Here is an 18,731-nt window from a genome sequence, read left to right as displayed (position 1 = left end):
CTTGCTGCTAGCTCCAGGCGAAGCGCTCCGGACGAACCCTTCATCCGCCTGTCGGCACCTTCTCCCCGAGGGAGGAGGCTCACTCCCAGATCCTTTCTCATGACCAACGGCCTGAACGAACGCGACTTCGCCCTCGACCCGGAAGACAACGCCCGGCTGGCCAACCTGTGCGGGCCGTTCGACGAGCACCTGCGCCAGATCGAACTGCGACTGGGCGTGGAGATCGACCATCGCGGGAACCTGTTCAAGGTGATCGGCGAAGAGGCCCCCGCCCGCGCCGCCGAGAAGGTGCTTCGCGCGCTCTACGCCGCCACCGAGAAGGAGACGCTCACCGGCGCGCAGATCAACCTGCAGCTGGCCGAGTCAGGCATCGACGCGATGGTCGAGGAAGCCGCCGAGGCTGCGCAGGAGGTGGCAATCAAGGTCAAGCGCGGCGTGATCAAGGGCCGCGGCCCGAGCCAGGCGCGCTACCTGCACGCGATCGCTACCCATGACATCAACTTCGGCGTGGGACCGGCCGGCACTGGCAAGACCTACCTGGCGGTGGCCAGCGCGGTCGAGGCGCTGGAGGCTAACCGCGCGCAACGCCTGCTGCTGGTGCGTCCGGCGGTGGAAGCCGGCGAGAAGCTGGGCTTCCTCCCGGGCGACCTCAGCCAGAAAGTCGATCCGTACCTGCGTCCGCTCTACGACGCGCTGTACGAGATGCTCGGCTTCGAGAAGGTCGCCAAGCTGATGGAGCGCAACGTCATCGAGATCGCGCCGCTCGCCTACATGCGCGGCCGCACGCTCAACGATTCGTACGTGATTCTCGACGAAGCACAGAACACCACGGTCGAGCAGATGAAGATGTTCCTCACCCGCATCGGCTTCGGCTCGGTCGCGGTGATCACCGGGGACGTCAGCCAGATCGACCTGCCGCGCCACGTCCGCTCGGGCCTGCGCCACGCGATCGAAGTGCTGCGCGGCGTCGACGGCATCAGCTTCACCTTTTTCACCTCGCGCGACGTGGTTCGCCATCCGCTGGTAGCCAAGATCGTGCGGGCCTACGAGGCGTTCGAGGCAGCCAGCGAAGAGCAGGCCGCGGGGAAAAAGGGCGGCGCGGCGTGAGTGCCATGGTCACGCGCGCAAAAACCGATACTCCGGCCGTTCACCAGATCTCGGTCGGCTATGCCGTTCCACGCGCGGGCCTGCCCTCGCCGGCCAGTTTCCGCCAGTGGGTGGCGGCGGCACTTCGCGGCGCCAGGCGGCGCAAGCCAGCGGAGGTCGCCATCCGCGTTGTCGATACCGACGAGGGCCAGGCGCTCAATCGCGACTACCGCGGCAAGGACTACGCCACCAATGTGCTCTCCTTCCGCGCAGAACTGCCGCCCGGCGTGGACCTGCCGCTGATCGGCGACCTGGCCATCTGCGCGCCGGTGGTCGCCCGCGAGGCGAATGAACAAGGCAAGAAGCCGCGCGACCACTGGGCCCACCTGACCGTCCACGGCACGCTGCACCTGCTCGGCTACGACCACATCGAGAACGCCCAGGCCGAGGCGATGGAGGCGCTGGAAACGCGCATCCTGGCGGGCCTGGGAATTGCCGACCCTTACGCACCGCAGTAGCCACTCCTGCCTGCCCCCCCCCCCGGGTGGGGGCGCCCTTGGGCGCGACCGTCGTCCCACCGGCCGCCGCGGCATGAGCAAGCCGCGCGGTCGCGCCCAAGGGTGCTCCTGCAAGACCGGCCCCAGGCTCCCGGGCCAGCTCACGCTTGGCGTCGGCGCACACACAAGGGGATTGCCACCCGCCCGCTTGTGCCCTGAATCCCCACGTTTTTTCCGCTAGACTCCGGCTTTCCGCCCTTCCACGGGGCGCTCCCACCCGAGTTGATGAACGACGACCCTGGCAGTACCAACGGCCCGGCCCCCCACCGCTCCTGGTGGGACCGCCTGGGCCACCTGTTTTCCGGCGAACCGCGCAACCGCGATGAACTGATCGAGGAGCTGCGCGCCGCCCAGGCCAACGGCCTGCTCTCCAACGACACCCTCACCATGGTCGAGGGTGCGCTCAAGGTCACCGAGCTGAGCGTGGACGACGTCATGGTCCCCCGCGCGCAGATCGTGATGATCGCGGCCGAAGCCTCGCTGCACGACATCCTGGCCAAGGTGGTCGAATCGGGCCATTCGCGCTTCCCGGTGCACGGCGAGGACAAGGACGAGATCATCGGCATCCTGCTGGCGAAGGACCTGCTCAAGTATTCCGGCGACGGCGAAGGCTTCGACCTCGGGCTGCTGCTGCGCCCCGCGGTGCTGATTCCCGAATCGATGCGCCTGAACGTGCTGCTGGCCGAATTCCGTCGCTCGCGCAACCACATGGCGCTGGTGGTGGACGAATACGGCGGTGTCGCCGGCCTCATCACCATCGAAGACGTGCTCGAGCAGATCGTCGGCGAGATCGACGACGAGCACGACGACGAGGACGAGCCCAGCCTGATGCACGAGCTGCCCGGCGGCGGCTGGATGGTCAGCGCGCTCACCCCCATCGCCGACTTCAACGAGGATACCGGCGCGAGCTTCTCGGACGAGGAATTCGACACCGTCGGCGGCATGGCGACCGCCGAGTTCGGCCATCTGCCCGAAGTGGGCGAGGAAGTGGTGTTCGGCGGCTACCTCTTCATCGTCACCGAGGCCGACGACCGGCGCGTGCAGCAGTTCCGCGTGAACCGGCAGCCACCCGATGCCTGAGGCGTCTCCTGCCACGACCCGCGGCGCCCGATTTCTGCGGAGCGCCCTCGGGCGCGACCGCCACCTGGCGGCAAACCACAGCGCAGTCCACCTCTGCAGGAGCGCATCCGCGCGCGACCGTGCTGGTCAGCGGTCGCTCGAAGGCGCACTCCTGCAGACACGCTCGTTCGTCCGGCACCCGTGGCTCTGGCTGCTCCTGCTCCTGTTCGCCTTACCCCTGCAGCCCGCCCACGCCGGTGTCGCCAACGCTCCGGGCGCGAACCTCGAGGTGTCGCTGGTCACCTACGGCCCCGGCGACACCTACTGGGAACGCTTCGGCCACGACGCCATCGAACTGCGCGACACGGTCAGCGGCGAGGCGTACAACTTCAACTACGGCGTGTTCGACTTCGACGAAAGCGGCTTCCTGCTCAACTTCGCGCGCGGCCGCATGCACTACCTGATGGACGCCGCGCCGACCACGCAGGACGAGGGCTGGTACGTCCAGGCAGGCCGTTCGGTCACCCGCCAACGCCTGGATTTCACACCGGAGCAGGCTTCCGCACTGCGCGATTTCCTGCTGTGGAACCTGCGCCCGGAAAACGCGCGCTACGACTACGACTACTACGTCGACAACTGCACCACCCGTGTGCGCGATGCGCTGGATCGCGCGCTCGGCGGCGTGCTGAAGGCCCAGCTCAGCACTCGTCCCGGCGACATGACCTACCGCCAGCAGACGGCCCGCCTTATGAGCGCCCAGCCCTGGCTGATGCTGCTGCTCGACCTCGGGCTGGGACCGTACGCCGACCAGCCGCTCAACGCCTGGCAGGAAAGCTTCCTGCCCGCCGTCCTTTCGAACCAGTTGGCCGCGGCGACGGTTGCCGGGCCGCAAGGCGCGCATCCGCTGGTGATCGCCGGCGAACTGGTGTCGCCCAACCGTCTGGACACCCCGCCAGCCACTGCCCCCGACCTGCGTCTGCCGCTGGCCTTGGCGGGCCTGGCCGTGGCCGCCATCCTGCTGCTCGCCCGCCGCTTCTGGCCGACCGGCTTTACCCTGCTCGCCACGCTCTACCTGCTCTTCGCGGGGCTGGCCGGCATCGGGCTGCTCGTCCTGTGGCTGCTGACCACCCACCACGCCGCATGGGCCAACGCGAACCTGCTGCTGTTCAACCCGCTCGCGCTGGCCCTGCTGCCATCCGCGTGGCGCGCGAGGCGCGGCCTGCCCGCCTCGCGCCTGGCCGATGCCGTGCTCCTGCTGCAGTTGTTCGCCCTGTTGGCCGCCGTGTTGTTGCACCTCCTCCCCGGCACCGTCCAGCAGAACCAGCCCTGGCTGCTGTTCGCGATGCCGTTGTGGCTGGCCTTGGCGTGGGCCCTGCGCGCGAAGCGTCACTTGTAGGAGCGCACCGGTGCGCGATCGCCACCCGCACGTTGCTGCATGTCGGTCGCGCACAAGTGCGCTCCTCCCGATCAGCGCGATCGATTGCCTCGCGATCTACCGCCGCGCATGATGCCGAGATGACCTCGCCCAGCTCGCCCACACCAGCGTCGCCTCCGGCCCAGAACGGCATGGTCGTCAACTGCATCGCCTACCGTGGCGATGGCACCCGCATCGGCGACGTCACGCTCGACGCGATCAGCGACGTGCTGCAGGAGCCTGGCACGTTCGTCTGGGTCGGCCTGCACGAACCGGACGCGCCCCTGTTGCTCAAGCTGCAGGAAGAATTCGACCTGCACGATCTCGCGGTCGAGGACGCGCACAAGGCGCACCAGCGCACCAAGCTGGAAGCCTATGGGGATTCCCTGTTCCTGGTGGTGCAGACGGCGCAGGTTGTCGATGGCCACCTGTCGTTCGGCGAGACGCAGATCTTCTTCGGCGAGCGCTACCTGGTGACCGTCCGCCACGGCGCCTCGCTGTCCTACGCGCCGGCCCGCCGCAGCTGCGAGCAGGCGCGCGAGCTGATGCAGAACGGGCCGAGTTATGGCCTGTACGGCGTGCTCGACTTCATCGTGGACAACATGCTGCCGATCGTGCGCGACTTCCGCGAAGAGCTGCACCGGCTCGAAGCGGATATCTTCGCCGAGGCGTTCAAGCGCAGCACGGTGCGCCGCCTGTACGACATGCAGCGCGACCTGACCACCCTGCGGCTGGCCGTCGCGCCGCTGCAGGACATCACCAACCAGCTGGTGCGCATGCACCCGCAGCTGATCCCGGACGATCTGCGCCCTTATTTCCGCGACGTCTACGACCACGTGACCCGCGTCAACGAGTCGATCAGCGCAATGCGCGAGATGCTGGCCGCCGCGATCAACGTGAACCTCTCGCTGGTCACCTTCGGCCAGAACGAAGTCATGAAGCGCCTGGCCGGCTACGCCGCCCTGCTTGCCGCGCCCACCCTGATCACAAGCTGGTACGGCATGAACTTCACGCACATGCCCGAACTGGACAAGCCATGGGCGTACCCGCTGGTGATCGTGGTGGTGGTCGGCGTGGTGGGCGGAATCTACACCTGGCTGAAGCGGGTGAAGTGGCTTTAGGCCCCCAGTAAGAGCGCGCCCTGCGCGCGACCCGCTACAGTCACGGAGGTCGACGCTCGGTCGCGCACAGGGTGCGCTCCCACGAAAAAGCGGCGGCCCTTCGGCCGCCGCTTCCAGGACTCAGTGGCTGGCGTTATCGCCGCCATCCCCCGACGTCCAACGCTTCAGCCACGCATTCACCGTCTCGTGCCACATCACGCTGTTCTGCGGCTTGAGCACCCAGTGATTCTCGTCCGGAAAGGTCAGGAACTCGCTCGGGATGCCCTGGCGCTGCAGCGCGGTGAAGGCGCCCAGCCCCTGGGTGATCGGAATGCGGAAATCGTTGCCGCTGTGGACCACCAGCATCGGCACGCGCCAGTCCTTGACGTGGTTGATCGGGTTGAAGCGCTCGTAGTTCTGCGGATGGTCGAACTGCGTGCCGCCGTTCTCCTTCTCCTCGAACCACAGCTCCTCGGTGGCGTAATACATCATGCGCGCGTCGAACACGCCGTCGTGGTCGACCAGGCACTTCCACGGCTGGTTCCACACGCCGGCCATCCAGTACACCATGTAGCCGCCGTAGCTGGCGCCCAGCGCGCAGGCGTTGTCGCCGTCAAGGAAGCTGTACTTGTCCAGCGCGGCCTTCCAGCCGGCCTTGAGATCTTCCAGCGGCTTGCCGCCCCAGTCGCCCGAGATCGAATCGGTGAACGCCTGGCCGTAGCCGGTCGAGCCGTGGAAGTTCACGGTCACCACCGCAAAGCCCTGCCCCGCGTAGGTCTGCGGGTTCCAGCGATAGCTCCAGTCGTTGGTCATCGCGCCCTGCGGGCCACCGTGGATGATGAAGGCGACCGGGTACTTCTGCCCGCGCTTGTAGCCCACCGGCTTGACGACGTAGCCCTGCACGGTTTCGTTGTTCCAGCCCTTGAAGGTGAAGAATTCGAAGTCGCCCGTCCTGGCATTCTTCAGCCGCTCGGCGTTGTAGTGCGTGACCTGCTTGAGGCCGCGGCCGTTGGCGTCGGCCAGGTACAGGTCGACCGGACGCTTGAGGTCGTCGCGCGCCAGCAGCAGCTTGCCGTTTTCCAGCGAATAGCCGCCCACCGAGCCTTCGCCCACCAGCTTGGTGACCTTGCCGCTGGCCGCATCGATGGCGAACAGCGGATGCTGGCCCTCGTCGTCGGCACTGGCATAGAGCGTCTTGCCATCGTCGGCGATCGTGAGCGCGCCGGCCGAGCGATCCCACTGCGGATCGACTTCGTGCGTCGTACCGCTCTGCAGGTCCATCGCCATGATCGCGAAGCGGTCAGCCTCGAAACCGGGCTCCTTCATCGCCAGGTAGTACAGCGTCTTGCCATCCGGCGCGGGCACCGGATTGGCGTCCCACGCCTTGTTCGCCTCAGTCAGGTTCTGCGGCCCGGCCGAACCGTCCGCTGGCACGCGGTAGAGATCGAAGTTGGTCGACCAGGGCTCGCTGGTCCCGGCGATGCGCACGTCGAAATACACCGTGCGACCGTCCGGCGAAAAGGCGAACTCGCTTTCATCGCCGAAGGGCTTGCTCGGGATGTCGCCGTCGATGCCGCGGCTGAGCAGCGTCGGCTCGGCCGGCAGCATGCCCTGGGCGTCGAAGCGGGCGATGAACAACTGGTTGCGGCGACCGTTGGCCCAGGTGTCCCAGTGGCGCACGAACAGCTTGTCGTAGACGGTGCCGGTGGCCTTGTTCTTCTCGCGGCCGTCGATGCGCTCCTTGGTGCACGCCAGGTCCGCGCAGTCGGTGTAGACCTCGTAGGAAAGCAGCACGCTCTTGCCGTCCGGCGAAAGCTTGTAGCCGCCCAGGTCCAGCGACCCGTGGCTGACCTGCACCGCGGCCTTGTGCCCGGCGAAGTCGAGCTTGTCGCCAGCACCGAAGTCCAGCCGCCACAACTGCGAGACGCCGTTGGCCGAGGCCATGTAATAGAGGCTGTGCCCGTCGGCCGCCCAACGCGCCGAACTGCCCTTGTCCGCCACCTTGACCGGCTCGCCCTTTTTCAGGTCCAGCACGTAGATCGCGTTGACGCCTTTGTTGGCGGCGTAATCGGTGCTGCGCACACCGAAGGCGGCGTATCGGCCGTCGGGCGACAGCTGCGGGTCGCTGACACGGTCCATCATCACCAGGTCGCGCACGTTGAACGGGTGCGGGGTGTGGGTTTCCAGATCCACGGCCAGCGCCGGAGTGGCGAGCAGGCCCAGCGCAAGCGCAGCGAACAGCGGCTTCATGAGGCATTCCCTTTCGGTTGGTCAGCGGATCACGGTAGGGGGAGCGGCGCGGGGACGCAAGGCAACTTCCCAAGGCTTTCCATGACCATACGGCCGCGTTTGGAAAGGTCGAGAACGGCATGCCCGGGCATGGCCCAAGGGACGCCCAAAGCAGCCCACTGACAAACTTCGGCAGTAGATGCCGCTTTTAGACACCCCTCTCCGATGTTGCACGCATCACGCTTCCGCAAGCGGGCGCAACCATGACCTCACAGCTTGTAGACATTCGTGACCGCGTGCACAATCGCCCGGCCTACAGCTATGCGGCAATAAAGGGGCAGTGCGCGTGGCACGCAATCTGCTTCGTTCACCGCGAGCTTCCTGGTCGTTCCTGACCGCGTACGTGGGGTCCGATTCCGCCTAGGGGGATCCGGGACCGGGGCTCAGGGGGCATCAAACGGTTAGCTAACCAGTTAAGAGGAACCACCATGAAAAAGAATCTGCAGAAAGGCTTCACCCTGATCGAACTGATGATCGTCGTCGCGATCATCGCCATCCTGGCCGCCATCGCGATCCCGGCCTACCAGAACTACATCGCCAAGTCGCAGTTCTCGGAGTCGCAGACGGTGTCCGACGGCATCAAGCTCGCGACGTCCGAGTACTATGCGCAGCATGGGGAGTGTCCGGTGCTTGGTACCGCCGCGGGCTTCCCGATGGCTGCCGCTAGCTACGCCGGCAAGTATGTCAAGGAAGCCGACATCGTTGCTGGCACCTACGCCACCAACCCGACTTGCGACATCAAGGTCACCTTCAAGGCCGCCGGTTCGGTGTCGAAGGGTCTGACGGACGCTGTTGCGCTGTTCCAGGGCTACACGGTCGGCGGCAACTTCAACTGGAAGTGCAGCGCCACCACGATCGACGACAAGTACCTGCCGTCGGTGTGCCAGTCGAAGTAAGCGCTATCCACCAGCGCAAAAAAGCCCCTCCCACGAGGGGCTTTTTTTTTGCCGGCATCGGGTACAACCCGATTCCAAGTGCTCCGCCCGCAACGCTCACGGATCATCCATGCAACCCTCGACAAGAACGTCGCTCCTGTTATTGCTCACGCTGGCAGGGTGCGCTGCGATGTACTGGGCAGGGCTGCATGGCCCGTTTCTTTTCGACGACTTTCCCAACCTCGCCGCGCTGGACAGCATCGACCACCTCGGCAGCTGGCGCGACCTGGGCATCTATCTGTCGCAGCCCCGATCGCTTCCGGGCCGCCCGTTGGCCATGCTCAGCTTCCTTCTTCAGAAGCCTTCCTGGCCAGCGGATCCGTTCGCCTTCAAGCTCGTCAATCTGTGTATCCACCTCGCCAACGGCGTTCTCGTCTTTTTCCTGGCGAAGCGCCTTGCTGGCGTTTCCCTGACCGATGCAGGCGATCGACATTCCGCCGCGTGGCCCGCTTTGCTGGCAGCCGCGGCATGGATGGTTTGCCCCATCCAGTTGTCAGCGATCCTGCTCGTCGTCCAGCGCATGACCTTGCTGATGGCGTTGTTCACGCTGCTTGGCCTGCTCGCCTATCTGCATGCTTTGCTGGATGACAAGGCCAGCGTCCGGCGCAGGACCGTGTTCATGGCGCTCGGACTGGGCGCCTGCACACTGCTGGCTTTCCTCAGCAAGGAGAACGGCATTCTCTTGCCGCTCTATGCACTTGCCCTGGACGCAACGCTCCTGCGCGAACGGGTGCGACGTCTGCCGCCGGCACTCACCTGGCTGCGGCGTGCCCTGATCTATCCGGCGGTCATTTTCGTGTTCGGGTATCTGCTGGTCGGCATACCCGGCTTTGCGCACGCCGAATCGTTCCGCGACTTCACGCTTTACCAGAGAGTCATCACGGAGCCGCGCATCCTGGCCGACTACCTGGCAAAGATCTTCGTGCCACGGTTCGGCGTCTACGGCCTCTACAACGACGACTTCGCCAAGTCGAACAACCTGTTCGATCCGCTGACGACTCCATTTTTCATCGCGCTCCTGCTGCTGGCGGTCGGCCTGGCATTCCATTGGCGCAAGCGCCGGCCGCTGTTCGCACTCGCGGTGTTCTGGTATCTCGGCGGCCAGGTCCTCGAAAGCAGCGTGGTGATGCTCGAACTGTACTTCGAGCACCGCAACTATCTGCCCGTCATGGGGCCCCTCATCGCCATCGCCATCGCGCTGGCGACGCTTCGCCCCGGCGGCTGGCGAAAGCTCGCCTACATGGGCGTCGCCATCTGGTTCGGCGCCAGCATGATTGCCACGTCCCTCAGCTCGCAGGTCTGGGCCAGCGAAGAGCGCCTGGCGTTTACCTGGGGCAATACCTATCCGGACTCGGCCCGGGCGCAGACGATGCTGGCAAGCCAACTGTATGAGCGCGGCCAATTGGGTGCGGCAACGCGCGTCATCGACCGTGCGCTGGACAGACACCCGGCAGACGCGGGCCTGGCCGAAAACAGGTTTTTCCTCCAATGCGTGACCGGCTCCCTCGCAACCGGGAACCTGGAGCAACTGACCCACAGGTTCAGCACGGCAGACTGGAACAGGGCCGCATTCGAAAACATGGAAACCTTGCGCCTTCTCGCACAGCAGCACCGCTGCCCGCCATTCGGCCCCGACCAATGGAAAAATCTCGCCGACACCCTGCTGGCCAACCCGGCATATGGACGAGGCATCGCGGCAGGCATGATCCACTACCAGATCAGCCAGTTCGCCGTGTACAGCGGTGACCTAGGCCTGGCCATCGAGGAATTGGACAAAGCCTACGCGGCCGATCCCGACGCCGACATCCCGCGACTCCAGGCCAAGTACCTGGCCAGCGCCGGCCTCTACGATCAGGCCCTGGCCGTGCTCGACCACACCGACTACAGGCGCCTGCCGCCATTACGGCGACTTCTGGTGGACGATCGCACGATCAACCGAGAACAGGCTGAAGCGATTCGCAAAGCGAAGGCTGACGCCGGGCACCGCACAGATTCCCCGGCGGACCAAGGGAAGACGACAGCGCACTAGACCGGTTACCGTTCGCACCAGGACACCGGAACAACATAGATGCCCGCTTCTCATCGACATCCGGCGCTGGCGCGCCTGGCAGAACGCCCCTGGTGGCTGTTGCTGGCCGCGATCGCGATTACCATCGCCGTTTACGCCCCCGGACTCAGTGGTGGCTGGCTCTTCGACGACTACCCGAACATCGTGGACAACCCCGGCGTCCAGCCACACGACGCCGACCTCGGGACGCTGGTACGCGCGGCGCTCTCTTCCCCATCGAGCGAATTCAAGCGGCCACTGGCCTCCTTAAGCTTTGCCGCCAACTACCTGGCGGCCGGGCTCGACCCTTACTGGATGAAACTCACCAACCTGGTGATCCACCTCCTCAACGGTGTCGCCGCGTGCGTGCTGGCGTACGCGCTGTTGCGCCGCTTCCGCGAACGCATGGCCGCGGGCTTCGCCGCGCTCATTGCCGGCGCCTGGTTGCTGCTTCCCATCAACCTTACCGGCGTGCTTTACGTCGTGCAGCGTATGGAAAGCATGGCCAACCTGTTCGTCCTGGTCGGCTTGATCGGTTACGTTCATGCCCGATGCCGGCTGCAGGGTGCGCCAGTCGATGGAAAAGGCGCTTGGCGATATCACCTGCTGTGCCTCGCGAGCCTAGTGATTCCCACCGGCATTGGCCTGTTGGCGAAGGAAACCGCCGTCATGCTTCCGCTGTATGCCGCGCTCATCGAGTGGATCGCGTTCGGCTTCCGCGACAGCGAGGGCCGCTTCGATCGGAAGATCGGCGCACTGTTCCTGCTCGTCTTGGTACTTCCGCTCATCGTAGGTGTTGCCTGGCTGCTGCCCGGCCTGCTCCGTCCGTCGACTTGGGCGACCCGTGACTTCACTCTGACGACGCGGCTGCTGAGCGAAGCGCGCATCGTCACCGAGTACATCGGCTGGACCATCGTGCCCTCGCCCGAAGCGCTCTCGTTCTATCACGACGACTTCGTGCCCTCGTCCGGGTGGTTGCACCCGTGGACCACGCTTGCTGGCCTGCTGGTGCTGGCGGCGCTGTTCGCGCTGGCACTGTGGTGGCGGCACCGGCGTCCGCTGGCAGCGCTTGGCATTCTGCTGTTCCTTGGGTGCCACCTGCTCACCGGCACGATCCTTCCGCTGGAATTGGTCTACGAGCATCGCAACTACTTTGCCAGCTTCGGGTTGTTGCTAGCCCTGGTCCCATTGCTTGCCGCACCACGCACCGACGACCAGGCACCTTTCGGGCGCAGTGGTCCCTTGCCCATGGCCCTGCCCCGCCACGTAGCACTTGGCATGCTCATGCTGTTCTGGATCGCGCAGACCGCAACCAGTGCTTACGCCTGGGGCGATCCACTACGACTTGCCGCCGAGCTGGCCGACCGCGCGCCGGCTTCGCCGCGTGCCCAATACGAGCTGGGCCGCACGTACATCATCTATTCCCGCTACAACCCTGATTCGCCGTTCACGGCGCTGGCTTACGAGCCGCTGGAACGCGCCATGAGGCTGCCCGAGTCATCGATCCTGCCGGAGCAGGCGCTGATCTTCATGAACGCGCGCATGGGCTTGCCGCTCAAGACCGCGTGGTGGGACAGCATGGTCGCCAAGCTCAGGGCGCAGAAACCGGGCGTGCAGGATGAAAGTTCGCTCGGCGCACTGACCTCGTGCCAGCGAGAGATGGCTTGCGACCTGCCCAAGGAACGCATGGTCGAGGTGTTCCAGGCCGCCCTGGCACACCCTTCACCCAACGCGCGTCTCCTGGCGACCTACAGCGACTATGCCTGGAACGTTCTCGGCGACCACGCCTTGGGCATGCGAATGATCGATGCAGCCGTGAAAGCGGCTCCCGAAGAACCGGCCTACCGGATAACCCAAACGCGCATGCTGGCGGCCTTGGGCCGCACTGAGGCTGCCAGGCAGGCGTACAGGCAACTGCAGCGACTCAATATCGGGGGCCGGTTGGACAAGGATCTGGCTGCATTGCATTACCTGGATGTCCAACCGCTTTAACGGCCTGGCCTGGCCAGGGAATCCTGTTTCCCTCGACTGCCGCAGCACTACAACCAACGGATTTTGACCGTGCCGTCCAAGACCATCCGCAGCAAAGCCGATCTTGCCATCAACGGTGCCGCACCAGCGTTTGACGAACTGCTGCACGTGGGGCGCCCCAACCTGGGCGATCGCGAGGCGTTCCTGGAGCGAGTCAATCGCATCCTCGACAACCAATGGTTGACCAACAACGGCCCCATGGTGCGGGAGTTCGAACAGCGCATCGCGGATTACCTTGGCGTCAAGCACTGCGTGGCAATGTGCAATGGCACCATCGCTCTTGAAATCGCGATTCGCGCACTGGGACTGGAAGGCGAAGTCATCGTACCCTCCTGGACGTTCGTCGCTACGGCGCACTCGCTGTATTGGCAGGGGATCACACCGGTGTTCGCGGACATCGACCCGGCCACGCACAACCTCGACCCTGAAGCCGTGCGGCGCATGATCACGCCGCGCACGACCGGCATCATCGGCGTACACCTGTGGGGCCGCGCTGCGCCGGTCGACGCGTTGCGGGAGATCGCCAGCGAGCATGGCCTCAAGCTGATGTTCGACGCCGCGCACGCCTTCGGGAGCACCTACAAGGGCCAGAGCATCGGCCGCTTCGGCGAGTGCGAAGTCTTCAGTTTCCACGCAACCAAGTCTTTCAACACCATGGAAGGCGGCGCCGTCACGACCGACGATGACGACCTAGCCGAAACCCTTCGCCTCATGAGGAACTTCGGCTTCATCGGCTACGACAATGTCATCCATCCCGGTACCAACGGCAAGATGATCGAAGTCTGTGCCGCGATGGGCCTGACCAACCTGGAACGGTTCGGAGACATCGTTGCGGTCAACCGGCGCAACCATGAAGCCTACCGACAGGCTCTGGCAGGCATTCCGGGCGTTACCCTGCTCGGTTACGACGCGCAGGAACGCAACAGCCATCATTACGTGGTCATCGAAGTGGATGAGGCTTGCGCTGCCACGCGTGACGCGATCGTAGCCGCGCTGCAAGCCGAAAACGTGCTGGCGCGCAAATATTTCTGGCCTGGCTCCCACCGCATGCAGCCATATCGGGACCTCTTCCCGCACGCCGGCCTGATGCTTCCCGAAACGGCACGCGTCGCCGAACGGGTCGTGGTGCTGCCTACCGGTGAAGCGATCGAGCCCCAACAGCTGGAAACTATCTGTGCGGTCATCCGCAACGTTTGCCTGGGGTAACCGTGGGTGCAGAGAAAGCCTTCCTGGTCTTCAGCGGCGGCAACGACCGGGCCGTGCTGGGTTTCCTGCGTGCGCTGCGTCAGTGCGGCAGAAGGGCTTACATCGTCGCGAGAACACGCAACGACCGCATTCTCTCGACGAGTTACCGCCGAGACGTGGTCTGCGTACGCAAGAGCCATGGACTGGACCTCGAGATCTTCGCCGCATGCCTGGAGAAGGCTCGCGAGGCTGCGTGCGGAAAAACGCTCGTAGTGCTTCCGTCCAGCGAATACTTCAACGCCTTCCTGCTCGAACACCGGTCCCGGATCGAAGCCATGGGATGCGAGATCCCCCTGGTAGATGCGTCGGTCTACAACCTGCTTACGAACAAGGGCAGCGCATCCGCGTACTTCGCAAAGGGGGGCATCGAGGTTCCGCGCGAGGTCACAGGTTCCGACTGCGACCCACCGGTCGTGGCCAAACCGCGGAACAACGTTTCCCACGCGGGCCTCTCGCTCTACCCTCAGCTGCTCATGGACGCGAACGAAGTCGCTGCATTCCATGCCCAACACGAAGCCAGCGCTTATTTCTACCAGGAGTATCTGCAGGGAGAGAGCCTCTATCTGCTCTTCTACGTACCGCGCCGCGGCGGGGAAGCATTTGCCTGGTCACAACGCAACCTGTTGCAACAGCCTGACGGGAAATCGATGCTGTGGGCCGAACCTGCCGACCTGCACCGATCGGCGCTGGCGGCCAGCCTCATCGAGCTTGTTCGCGACGCTGGGTTTTGGGGACTGGGGATGATCGAGGTCATCCGCACTGCGGATCGCGACGTGTTCATCGAAATGAACCCGCGCATATGGGGACCGATACAGCTTGTCGTTGACCGACGCCATCCTCTGCTCCGGGCGATGATCGGCGAGGCACTGCTGGGGGATCCAAACTGCTTTCTGGAGACGGCGCCCGCATCCGTGCCCAGGCGCAGCCGCCGGCAATACTTTTGGTGTGGCGGCCTCGCACACACACTCGCCTCGTTCCGCCGGCCGTCATGGCACGGTCCCAGGCGGCGCTTCATCGCTACCGCGTTCGCAGGGTTACGCAACGACGTGTATCTTCGCGCGGACTCCTGGCGCTGTTTCATCCTCGAGATGACTGACGCCCTCAATCTGGCTTGGCATCGTGAACGAACTAAAGACTGAACTGCAGATGCTCTATGCCGATGCGTCCAAGCATTCGGTTTACCAAAGCATCCCCGACTTCGTTTCCACCGAACTGGGATATACCGAATCGCTGGACGCAGGCTGGCGCGACGACCGGCCCCGGCTTGCCTATCTGCTCCGCACGCGCAAACCCATGCCGGACGAATGCTGGCTGGACTTCGGGGCGAACACGGGCTTCTTCACCTTGAGCCTGGCGCGAGCGTTCCCCACCTCCCGCTTCATTGCCGTCGAAGCAAATCCCAACCATGCCAGGTTCATCCGCCGGGTTGCCGAATGCTTCGACCTGGCCAACGTCGACGTGATCGCGCGTCCGGTTTGCATGGCCGATATCGGCTCGTTGCCGCACTCGCACTTCATGCTTCACCTGAACGTCCTGCATCACGCGGGGCATGACTTCGATACAGCCCTCGTACCCGAAAAGGCGGCATTCCCCTCGTACGCAAAACGTTATCTGGCGTTGTTGCGAGAGCGCGCCGAGGGCATGCTTTTCCAGATTGGAAGCAACTGGGGTGGGGACAAAGCCCAACCGCTCGTGCCGATGCGCAACGATCTGGAAAAGTTGGAAACGTTCACCGGATGGTTGCATGGCGCCAACTGGGCGCTTCGCGCCGTCGCCTACGCCCGCCACGCAGATGGACATGTCCGCTACGACAATATCGTGCTGCCTGCGAATGGCGCTGCTGCCGGGCAACTCCTGCAAGACGCGATCGATGCGCATGACCTGGACAGTTTTCCGGGGGAGTTCTATCGCCGCGCCTTGTTTCTCTGCAACCGGGACTGATGCCGGGAACGGGAAGTCGGCATTTGGCTGTTTGCTGCCAGATAACCATGCCCCATCCATTCCGGATTGTGAGCGGCTCTCCATGTCGAGCCCAGCTGGCTGGGCACGTTTGGCAACAAGGCGACAGCCCGAAACCGTCGGCACAAGGAAAGCGAATGAACGCAAGCATGCAAAGCCGGCAGGTCACCAGGGGTTCCGTTCCACTACCTGACCGCTATTGCGGACTCGACGGCGCGGACCAATCCGGCACTCGCCCCGGCGCCGCGTTACGACATCCCGACCGTCGGTCTCCGTACCTCGTTCGCCATGCCCGGTCGCGTCGAGGACGATTGGACGGCATCAGAGCAACGGATGCGCATCGAGTCGCTCGATCGCATTTCGATGAGCGATTTCTTCCCAAGCCTGGTCCGCTTCCCTATCCACTCGTCGGCGCTTCGGATCCTGGTCGCCCGCAACCGCACAAGGACGGCAGGCCGCCAGCTCCCCGGTTCATTGCCCATGCCCTCTAAGTTCGCCAGGCAAGCGGCTGGCGCCGCATGGTGGAGTGCCGTCGAAATCGCAGCGCGTTACGGCGTGCAATTCCTCGTTACGCTCGTACTGGCCCGGTTGCTCCTGCCCAGCGACTTCGGCTTGGCGGCGTTGCTGGTGATCTTCACCAGTCTCGGCGCCGTCCTCGTCGACTCCGGTTTCGGAACGGCCCTGATCCAGCGCCAGCACACTTCTGCGGACGACGAAACCACCGTATTCGTCTTTTCGATCCTGGCCGCGGCGATGCTCTGCGGACTGCTTGCGTTCGCTGCACCGTTCATCGCCGGGTTCTTCCGTGCGCCAGCGTTGTCGCCCCTGTTGAGGCTGGCCTCGCTGACGCTGGTCCTAAGCGCCGCCGGTGCTGTGCCCGATGCGCTCTTGACGATGCGTATGAACTTCCGCGCGCGGACCCAGGCCCAACTGGTGGCATCGCTAGTGTCGGGAACCGTCGCTGTCACGCTCGCACTCAACGGCGCGGGGGTGTGGAGCCTGGTCTGGCAGCTTGTGACTGCGGCGGCGATCCGGTCGCTTTGCCTCTGGGTCTGCTCCCGATGGCGGCCTGCGGGACGTTTCAACCGGGCGTCCCTGACCGGTCTGGCCAAGTTCGGCAGCTTCATGTTGCTTTCCTCACTGCTCAATTCGATCTACGTGCAGCTTCAACCACTATTGATCGGGAGGCTTTTCGATACCCGGTCGCTTGGCTTCTTCACGCTGGCCCAGAATTCACAACAAGCGCCGATGTCGTTGGTGGGCGGCGTGCTGACCCGCGTCGGGCTTCCGGTTTTCTCGGCGCTGGCGCATGCCCCCTCCCGGATGCTCGACGCGCTGCGTCCGATTCTGCGTCTGTCGATGTTCGTTTTCGTGCCGTGCATGGTCGGGATCGCCATTACCGCAGAGCCGCTCGTCACGCTGGTCTACGGACCTCGCTGGCTCCCGGCGGCCCCCATACTCAGCATCCTGGCGTTGGCGGGGACGCTGTGGCCGGTGCACGTGCTCAACCTTGAAGCAATTAAAGCGCAAGGGAGGTCCGACCTGTTTTTCCGTCTGGCCCTGGTCAAGGTCAGCCTGGCCATTGTGCTTGTCGTGCTCGGCAGCCCGTGGGGAGCTATCGGAGTGGCGTGGGCGACACTGGTGGCGAGCGTTCTCAACGCAGCGATCAACACGTATTACTCCTGGAAGTTGCTTGGCTTCGGTCCGCGCGCCCAGATGCGCGAACAGGCGCCGACTTTCGCGCTGGCAATTACGGCGGCACTGGTGGGATGGGCGGTCCTGCACTGGATGCCCGCGACATCCATCAGCATGGTGCTCTCGATCGCGTGCGCCAGCGTGGTGTATCTAGGCTTGGCATGGGCTTTCAGGGTACAGGCGCTGACGGACCTGCATTCGTTCATCCATACCTTGCGGGCCGACGCCACGCTCAAGCCAGATATCGGAAATGACCTGACATGAGCGTACGCGACCTGATCGATGTGTCCGACTGGTCGGCGCTGGCGTCGACCCCTCTGGTAAGCGTTTACATGCTGGCTTACCGCCACGAGAAATTCATCGGCCAAGCCATCGAAAGCGTCATCGGGCAGCAATGCGAGTTTCCGTTTGAACTGATCATTGGAGACGACTGCTCGCCGGACCGGACGCGCCAGATCGCACTCGACTACCAAAAACGCCTCCCGGGCCTGGTCCGCGTGCTCTATTCGGATAGCAACGTCGGAGCACACGCCAATGCAGCCCGTTGCCGCGCTGCATGCAGGGGGCGCTACATCGCGTTCTGCGAGGGCGATGACTACTGGCATCACCCGCTAAAACTCCGAATACAGGTGGAGGCCATGGCGGAGGAGGACGATGTCGTCTTGTGCCACACGGACTACGACCGGCTTGTTGGCCGGCGTCTGAAGCGCAACTGTCACCGCTCCAGTCCTACGCCTTATCTCGCTCAAGGACATGCGTACGATCGGCTGCTACACCATTGGACCGTCATGACCGCTACCGCGCTGTATCGCGCGGATGTCCTGCGGGAATTCGATGCATCCCCTTTCAATAATCCACAGTGGCCGTTCGGCGACTACAACAAGGCCTTGTTTGCCGCGACCCGGGGCCGGATACGCTACCTGCCCGTCTCGACCGCGACATGGCGGAAAGTCGCCGGATCGGCCACCAACAGCGACCCATCCAGGATGCTGACAATGCGCCTGGCCGGCCTTGCCTGCCGGGAAGCATTCATGCGCGCATATCCGGTGGACGAAAGCACCCGTCGGGACTGTCTGGGTTTCGCCAATCGGGGGGTTTTGAACGCTGCCTTCCATGCCTGCGATCTGCAGGCGTTCGATGCCGCGCGCGCCCGGCTCGTCGCGTTGGGAGCGTCGCCAGGATCGCCCAGCGATGCGCTGCGGCGTACCGCGCTGGTTTGGGGATGGCCGGCCCGGCTCTATGGAAGGTTCCGGAGCCTCATGTTGCGGCTTACTGCAGATGGGCTTTAATAGCTCCGTTCACTTTCGGACTCCT

At 64.5% G+C, this 18,731-nt stretch carries 14 protein-coding genes; 13 read left to right on the top strand and 1 reads right to left on the bottom strand.

What is annotated here, in order from left to right:
* Nucleotides 1–99 precede the first annotated feature (99 nt).
* The 5 genes from ACFWZ1_RS05490 to ACFWZ1_RS05470 all read left to right on the top strand — a co-directional run bounded on the left by ACFWZ1_RS05490 (nucleotide 100) and on the right by ACFWZ1_RS05470 (nucleotide 5,237).
* Complete coding sequence (locus ACFWZ1_RS05490; RefSeq protein ID WP_231324428.1) at nucleotides 100–1,107, top strand: PhoH family protein; 1,008 nt, start codon at nucleotides 100–102, stop codon at nucleotides 1,105–1,107.
* Nucleotides 1,108–1,112: 5 nt separating this feature from the next.
* Complete coding sequence (gene ybeY / locus ACFWZ1_RS05485; protein WP_439666871.1) at nucleotides 1,113–1,604, top strand: rRNA maturation RNase YbeY; 492 nt, start codon at nucleotides 1,113–1,115, stop codon at nucleotides 1,602–1,604.
* Between the two features lie 264 nt (nucleotides 1,605–1,868).
* Nucleotides 1,869–2,723, top strand: coding sequence for an HlyC/CorC family transporter (locus tag ACFWZ1_RS05480; protein ID WP_231324427.1), 855 nt, complete (start codon nucleotides 1,869–1,871; stop codon nucleotides 2,721–2,723).
* A 151-nt stretch (nucleotides 2,724–2,874) separates the two neighbouring features.
* Nucleotides 2,875–4,098, top strand: a complete 1,224-nt coding sequence (locus ACFWZ1_RS05475; RefSeq protein WP_439666870.1) for a lipoprotein N-acyltransferase Lnb domain-containing protein — start codon at nucleotides 2,875–2,877, stop codon at nucleotides 4,096–4,098.
* A gap of 119 nt (nucleotides 4,099–4,217) precedes the next feature.
* Nucleotides 4,218–5,237 carry a magnesium and cobalt transport protein CorA gene (locus ACFWZ1_RS05470; protein ID WP_231324425.1) on the top strand — a complete coding sequence of 340 codons (1,020 nt, stop codon included), beginning with the start codon at nucleotides 4,218–4,220 and terminating at the stop codon, nucleotides 5,235–5,237.
* Nucleotides 5,238–5,357: 120 nt separating this feature from the next.
* Here ACFWZ1_RS05470 and ACFWZ1_RS05465 read toward each other — a convergent pair whose 3' ends face one another.
* Nucleotides 5,358–7,466, bottom strand: coding sequence for a prolyl oligopeptidase family serine peptidase (locus ACFWZ1_RS05465; protein ID WP_439665692.1), 2,109 nt, complete (start codon nucleotides 7,464–7,466; stop codon nucleotides 5,358–5,360).
* Nucleotides 7,467–7,933: 467 nt separating this feature from the next.
* Between ACFWZ1_RS05465 and ACFWZ1_RS05460 the strand changes: the two genes are divergently transcribed.
* The 8 genes from ACFWZ1_RS05460 to ACFWZ1_RS05425 all read left to right on the top strand — a co-directional run bounded on the left by ACFWZ1_RS05460 (nucleotide 7,934) and on the right by ACFWZ1_RS05425 (nucleotide 18,706).
* Nucleotides 7,934–8,401: a pilin gene (locus tag ACFWZ1_RS05460; RefSeq protein WP_439665691.1), complete on the top strand. Its 468-nt coding sequence runs from the start codon at nucleotides 7,934–7,936 to the stop codon at nucleotides 8,399–8,401.
* Between the two features lie 109 nt (nucleotides 8,402–8,510).
* Complete coding sequence (locus ACFWZ1_RS05455) at nucleotides 8,511–10,469, top strand: hypothetical protein (RefSeq protein ID WP_439665690.1); 1,959 nt, start codon at nucleotides 8,511–8,513, stop codon at nucleotides 10,467–10,469.
* A 39-nt stretch (nucleotides 10,470–10,508) separates the two neighbouring features.
* A complete protein-coding gene (locus ACFWZ1_RS05450; RefSeq protein WP_439665689.1) occupies nucleotides 10,509–12,479 on the top strand; it encodes a tetratricopeptide repeat protein in 1,971 nt (656 codons plus the stop codon).
* A 69-nt stretch (nucleotides 12,480–12,548) separates the two neighbouring features.
* Nucleotides 12,549–13,724, top strand: a complete 1,176-nt coding sequence (locus ACFWZ1_RS05445; RefSeq protein WP_439665688.1) for a DegT/DnrJ/EryC1/StrS family aminotransferase — start codon at nucleotides 12,549–12,551, stop codon at nucleotides 13,722–13,724.
* Nucleotides 13,725–13,726: 2 nt separating this feature from the next.
* Nucleotides 13,727–14,902 carry a hypothetical protein gene (locus ACFWZ1_RS05440; protein WP_439665687.1) on the top strand — a complete coding sequence of 392 codons (1,176 nt, stop codon included), beginning with the start codon at nucleotides 13,727–13,729 and terminating at the stop codon, nucleotides 14,900–14,902.
* Complete coding sequence (locus ACFWZ1_RS05435; protein ID WP_439665686.1) at nucleotides 14,883–15,704, top strand: hypothetical protein; 822 nt, start codon at nucleotides 14,883–14,885, stop codon at nucleotides 15,702–15,704. Before ACFWZ1_RS05440 ends, ACFWZ1_RS05435 begins: the two co-directional genes overlap by 20 nt.
* Nucleotides 15,705–16,055: 351 nt before the next feature.
* The gene (locus ACFWZ1_RS05430) at nucleotides 16,056–17,681 is read left to right on the top strand and encodes a lipopolysaccharide biosynthesis protein (RefSeq protein ID WP_439665685.1); all 1,626 of its coding nucleotides are present in this window, start codon (nucleotides 16,056–16,058) and stop codon (nucleotides 17,679–17,681) included.
* Nucleotides 17,678–18,706, top strand: a complete 1,029-nt coding sequence (locus ACFWZ1_RS05425) for a glycosyltransferase family 2 protein (RefSeq protein WP_439665684.1) — start codon at nucleotides 17,678–17,680, stop codon at nucleotides 18,704–18,706. Before ACFWZ1_RS05430 ends, ACFWZ1_RS05425 begins: the two co-directional genes overlap by 4 nt.
* The last annotated feature ends 25 nt before the right edge of the window (nucleotides 18,707–18,731 follow it).

This window comes from Frateuria sp. GZRe14, from assembly GCF_051900395.1.
In the GTDB taxonomy this organism is placed as follows: domain Bacteria; phylum Pseudomonadota; class Gammaproteobacteria; order Xanthomonadales; family Rhodanobacteraceae; genus Frateuria_A; species Frateuria_A edaphi.
This window is presented reverse-complemented; position numbering and strand designations above follow the sequence as displayed.

Bases quoted from the DNA above. Each gene is read 5' to 3' on its own strand.
- ACFWZ1_RS05455 (WP_439665690.1), top strand. From the start codon at position 8,511: ATGCAACCCTCGACAAGAACGTCGCTCCTGTTATTGCTCACGCTGGCA.
- ACFWZ1_RS05465 (WP_439665692.1), bottom strand. From the start codon at position 7,466: ATGAAGCCGCTGTTCGCTGCGCTTGCGCTGGGCCTGCTCGCCACTCCG.
- ACFWZ1_RS05490 (WP_231324428.1), top strand. From the start codon at position 100: ATGACCAACGGCCTGAACGAACGCGACTTCGCCCTCGACCCGGAAGAC.
- ybeY (WP_439666871.1), top strand. From the start codon at position 1,113: ATGGTCACGCGCGCAAAAACCGATACTCCGGCCGTTCACCAGATCTCG.
- ACFWZ1_RS05425 (WP_439665684.1), top strand. From the start codon at position 17,678: ATGAGCGTACGCGACCTGATCGATGTGTCCGACTGGTCGGCGCTGGCG.
- ACFWZ1_RS05480 (WP_231324427.1), top strand. From the start codon at position 1,869: ATGAACGACGACCCTGGCAGTACCAACGGCCCGGCCCCCCACCGCTCC.
- ACFWZ1_RS05460 (WP_439665691.1), top strand. From the start codon at position 7,934: ATGAAAAAGAATCTGCAGAAAGGCTTCACCCTGATCGAACTGATGATC.
- ACFWZ1_RS05430 (WP_439665685.1), top strand. From the start codon at position 16,056: ATGCGCATCGAGTCGCTCGATCGCATTTCGATGAGCGATTTCTTCCCA.
- ACFWZ1_RS05450 (WP_439665689.1), top strand. From the start codon at position 10,509: ATGCCCGCTTCTCATCGACATCCGGCGCTGGCGCGCCTGGCAGAACGC.
- ACFWZ1_RS05470 (WP_231324425.1), top strand. From the start codon at position 4,218: ATGACCTCGCCCAGCTCGCCCACACCAGCGTCGCCTCCGGCCCAGAAC.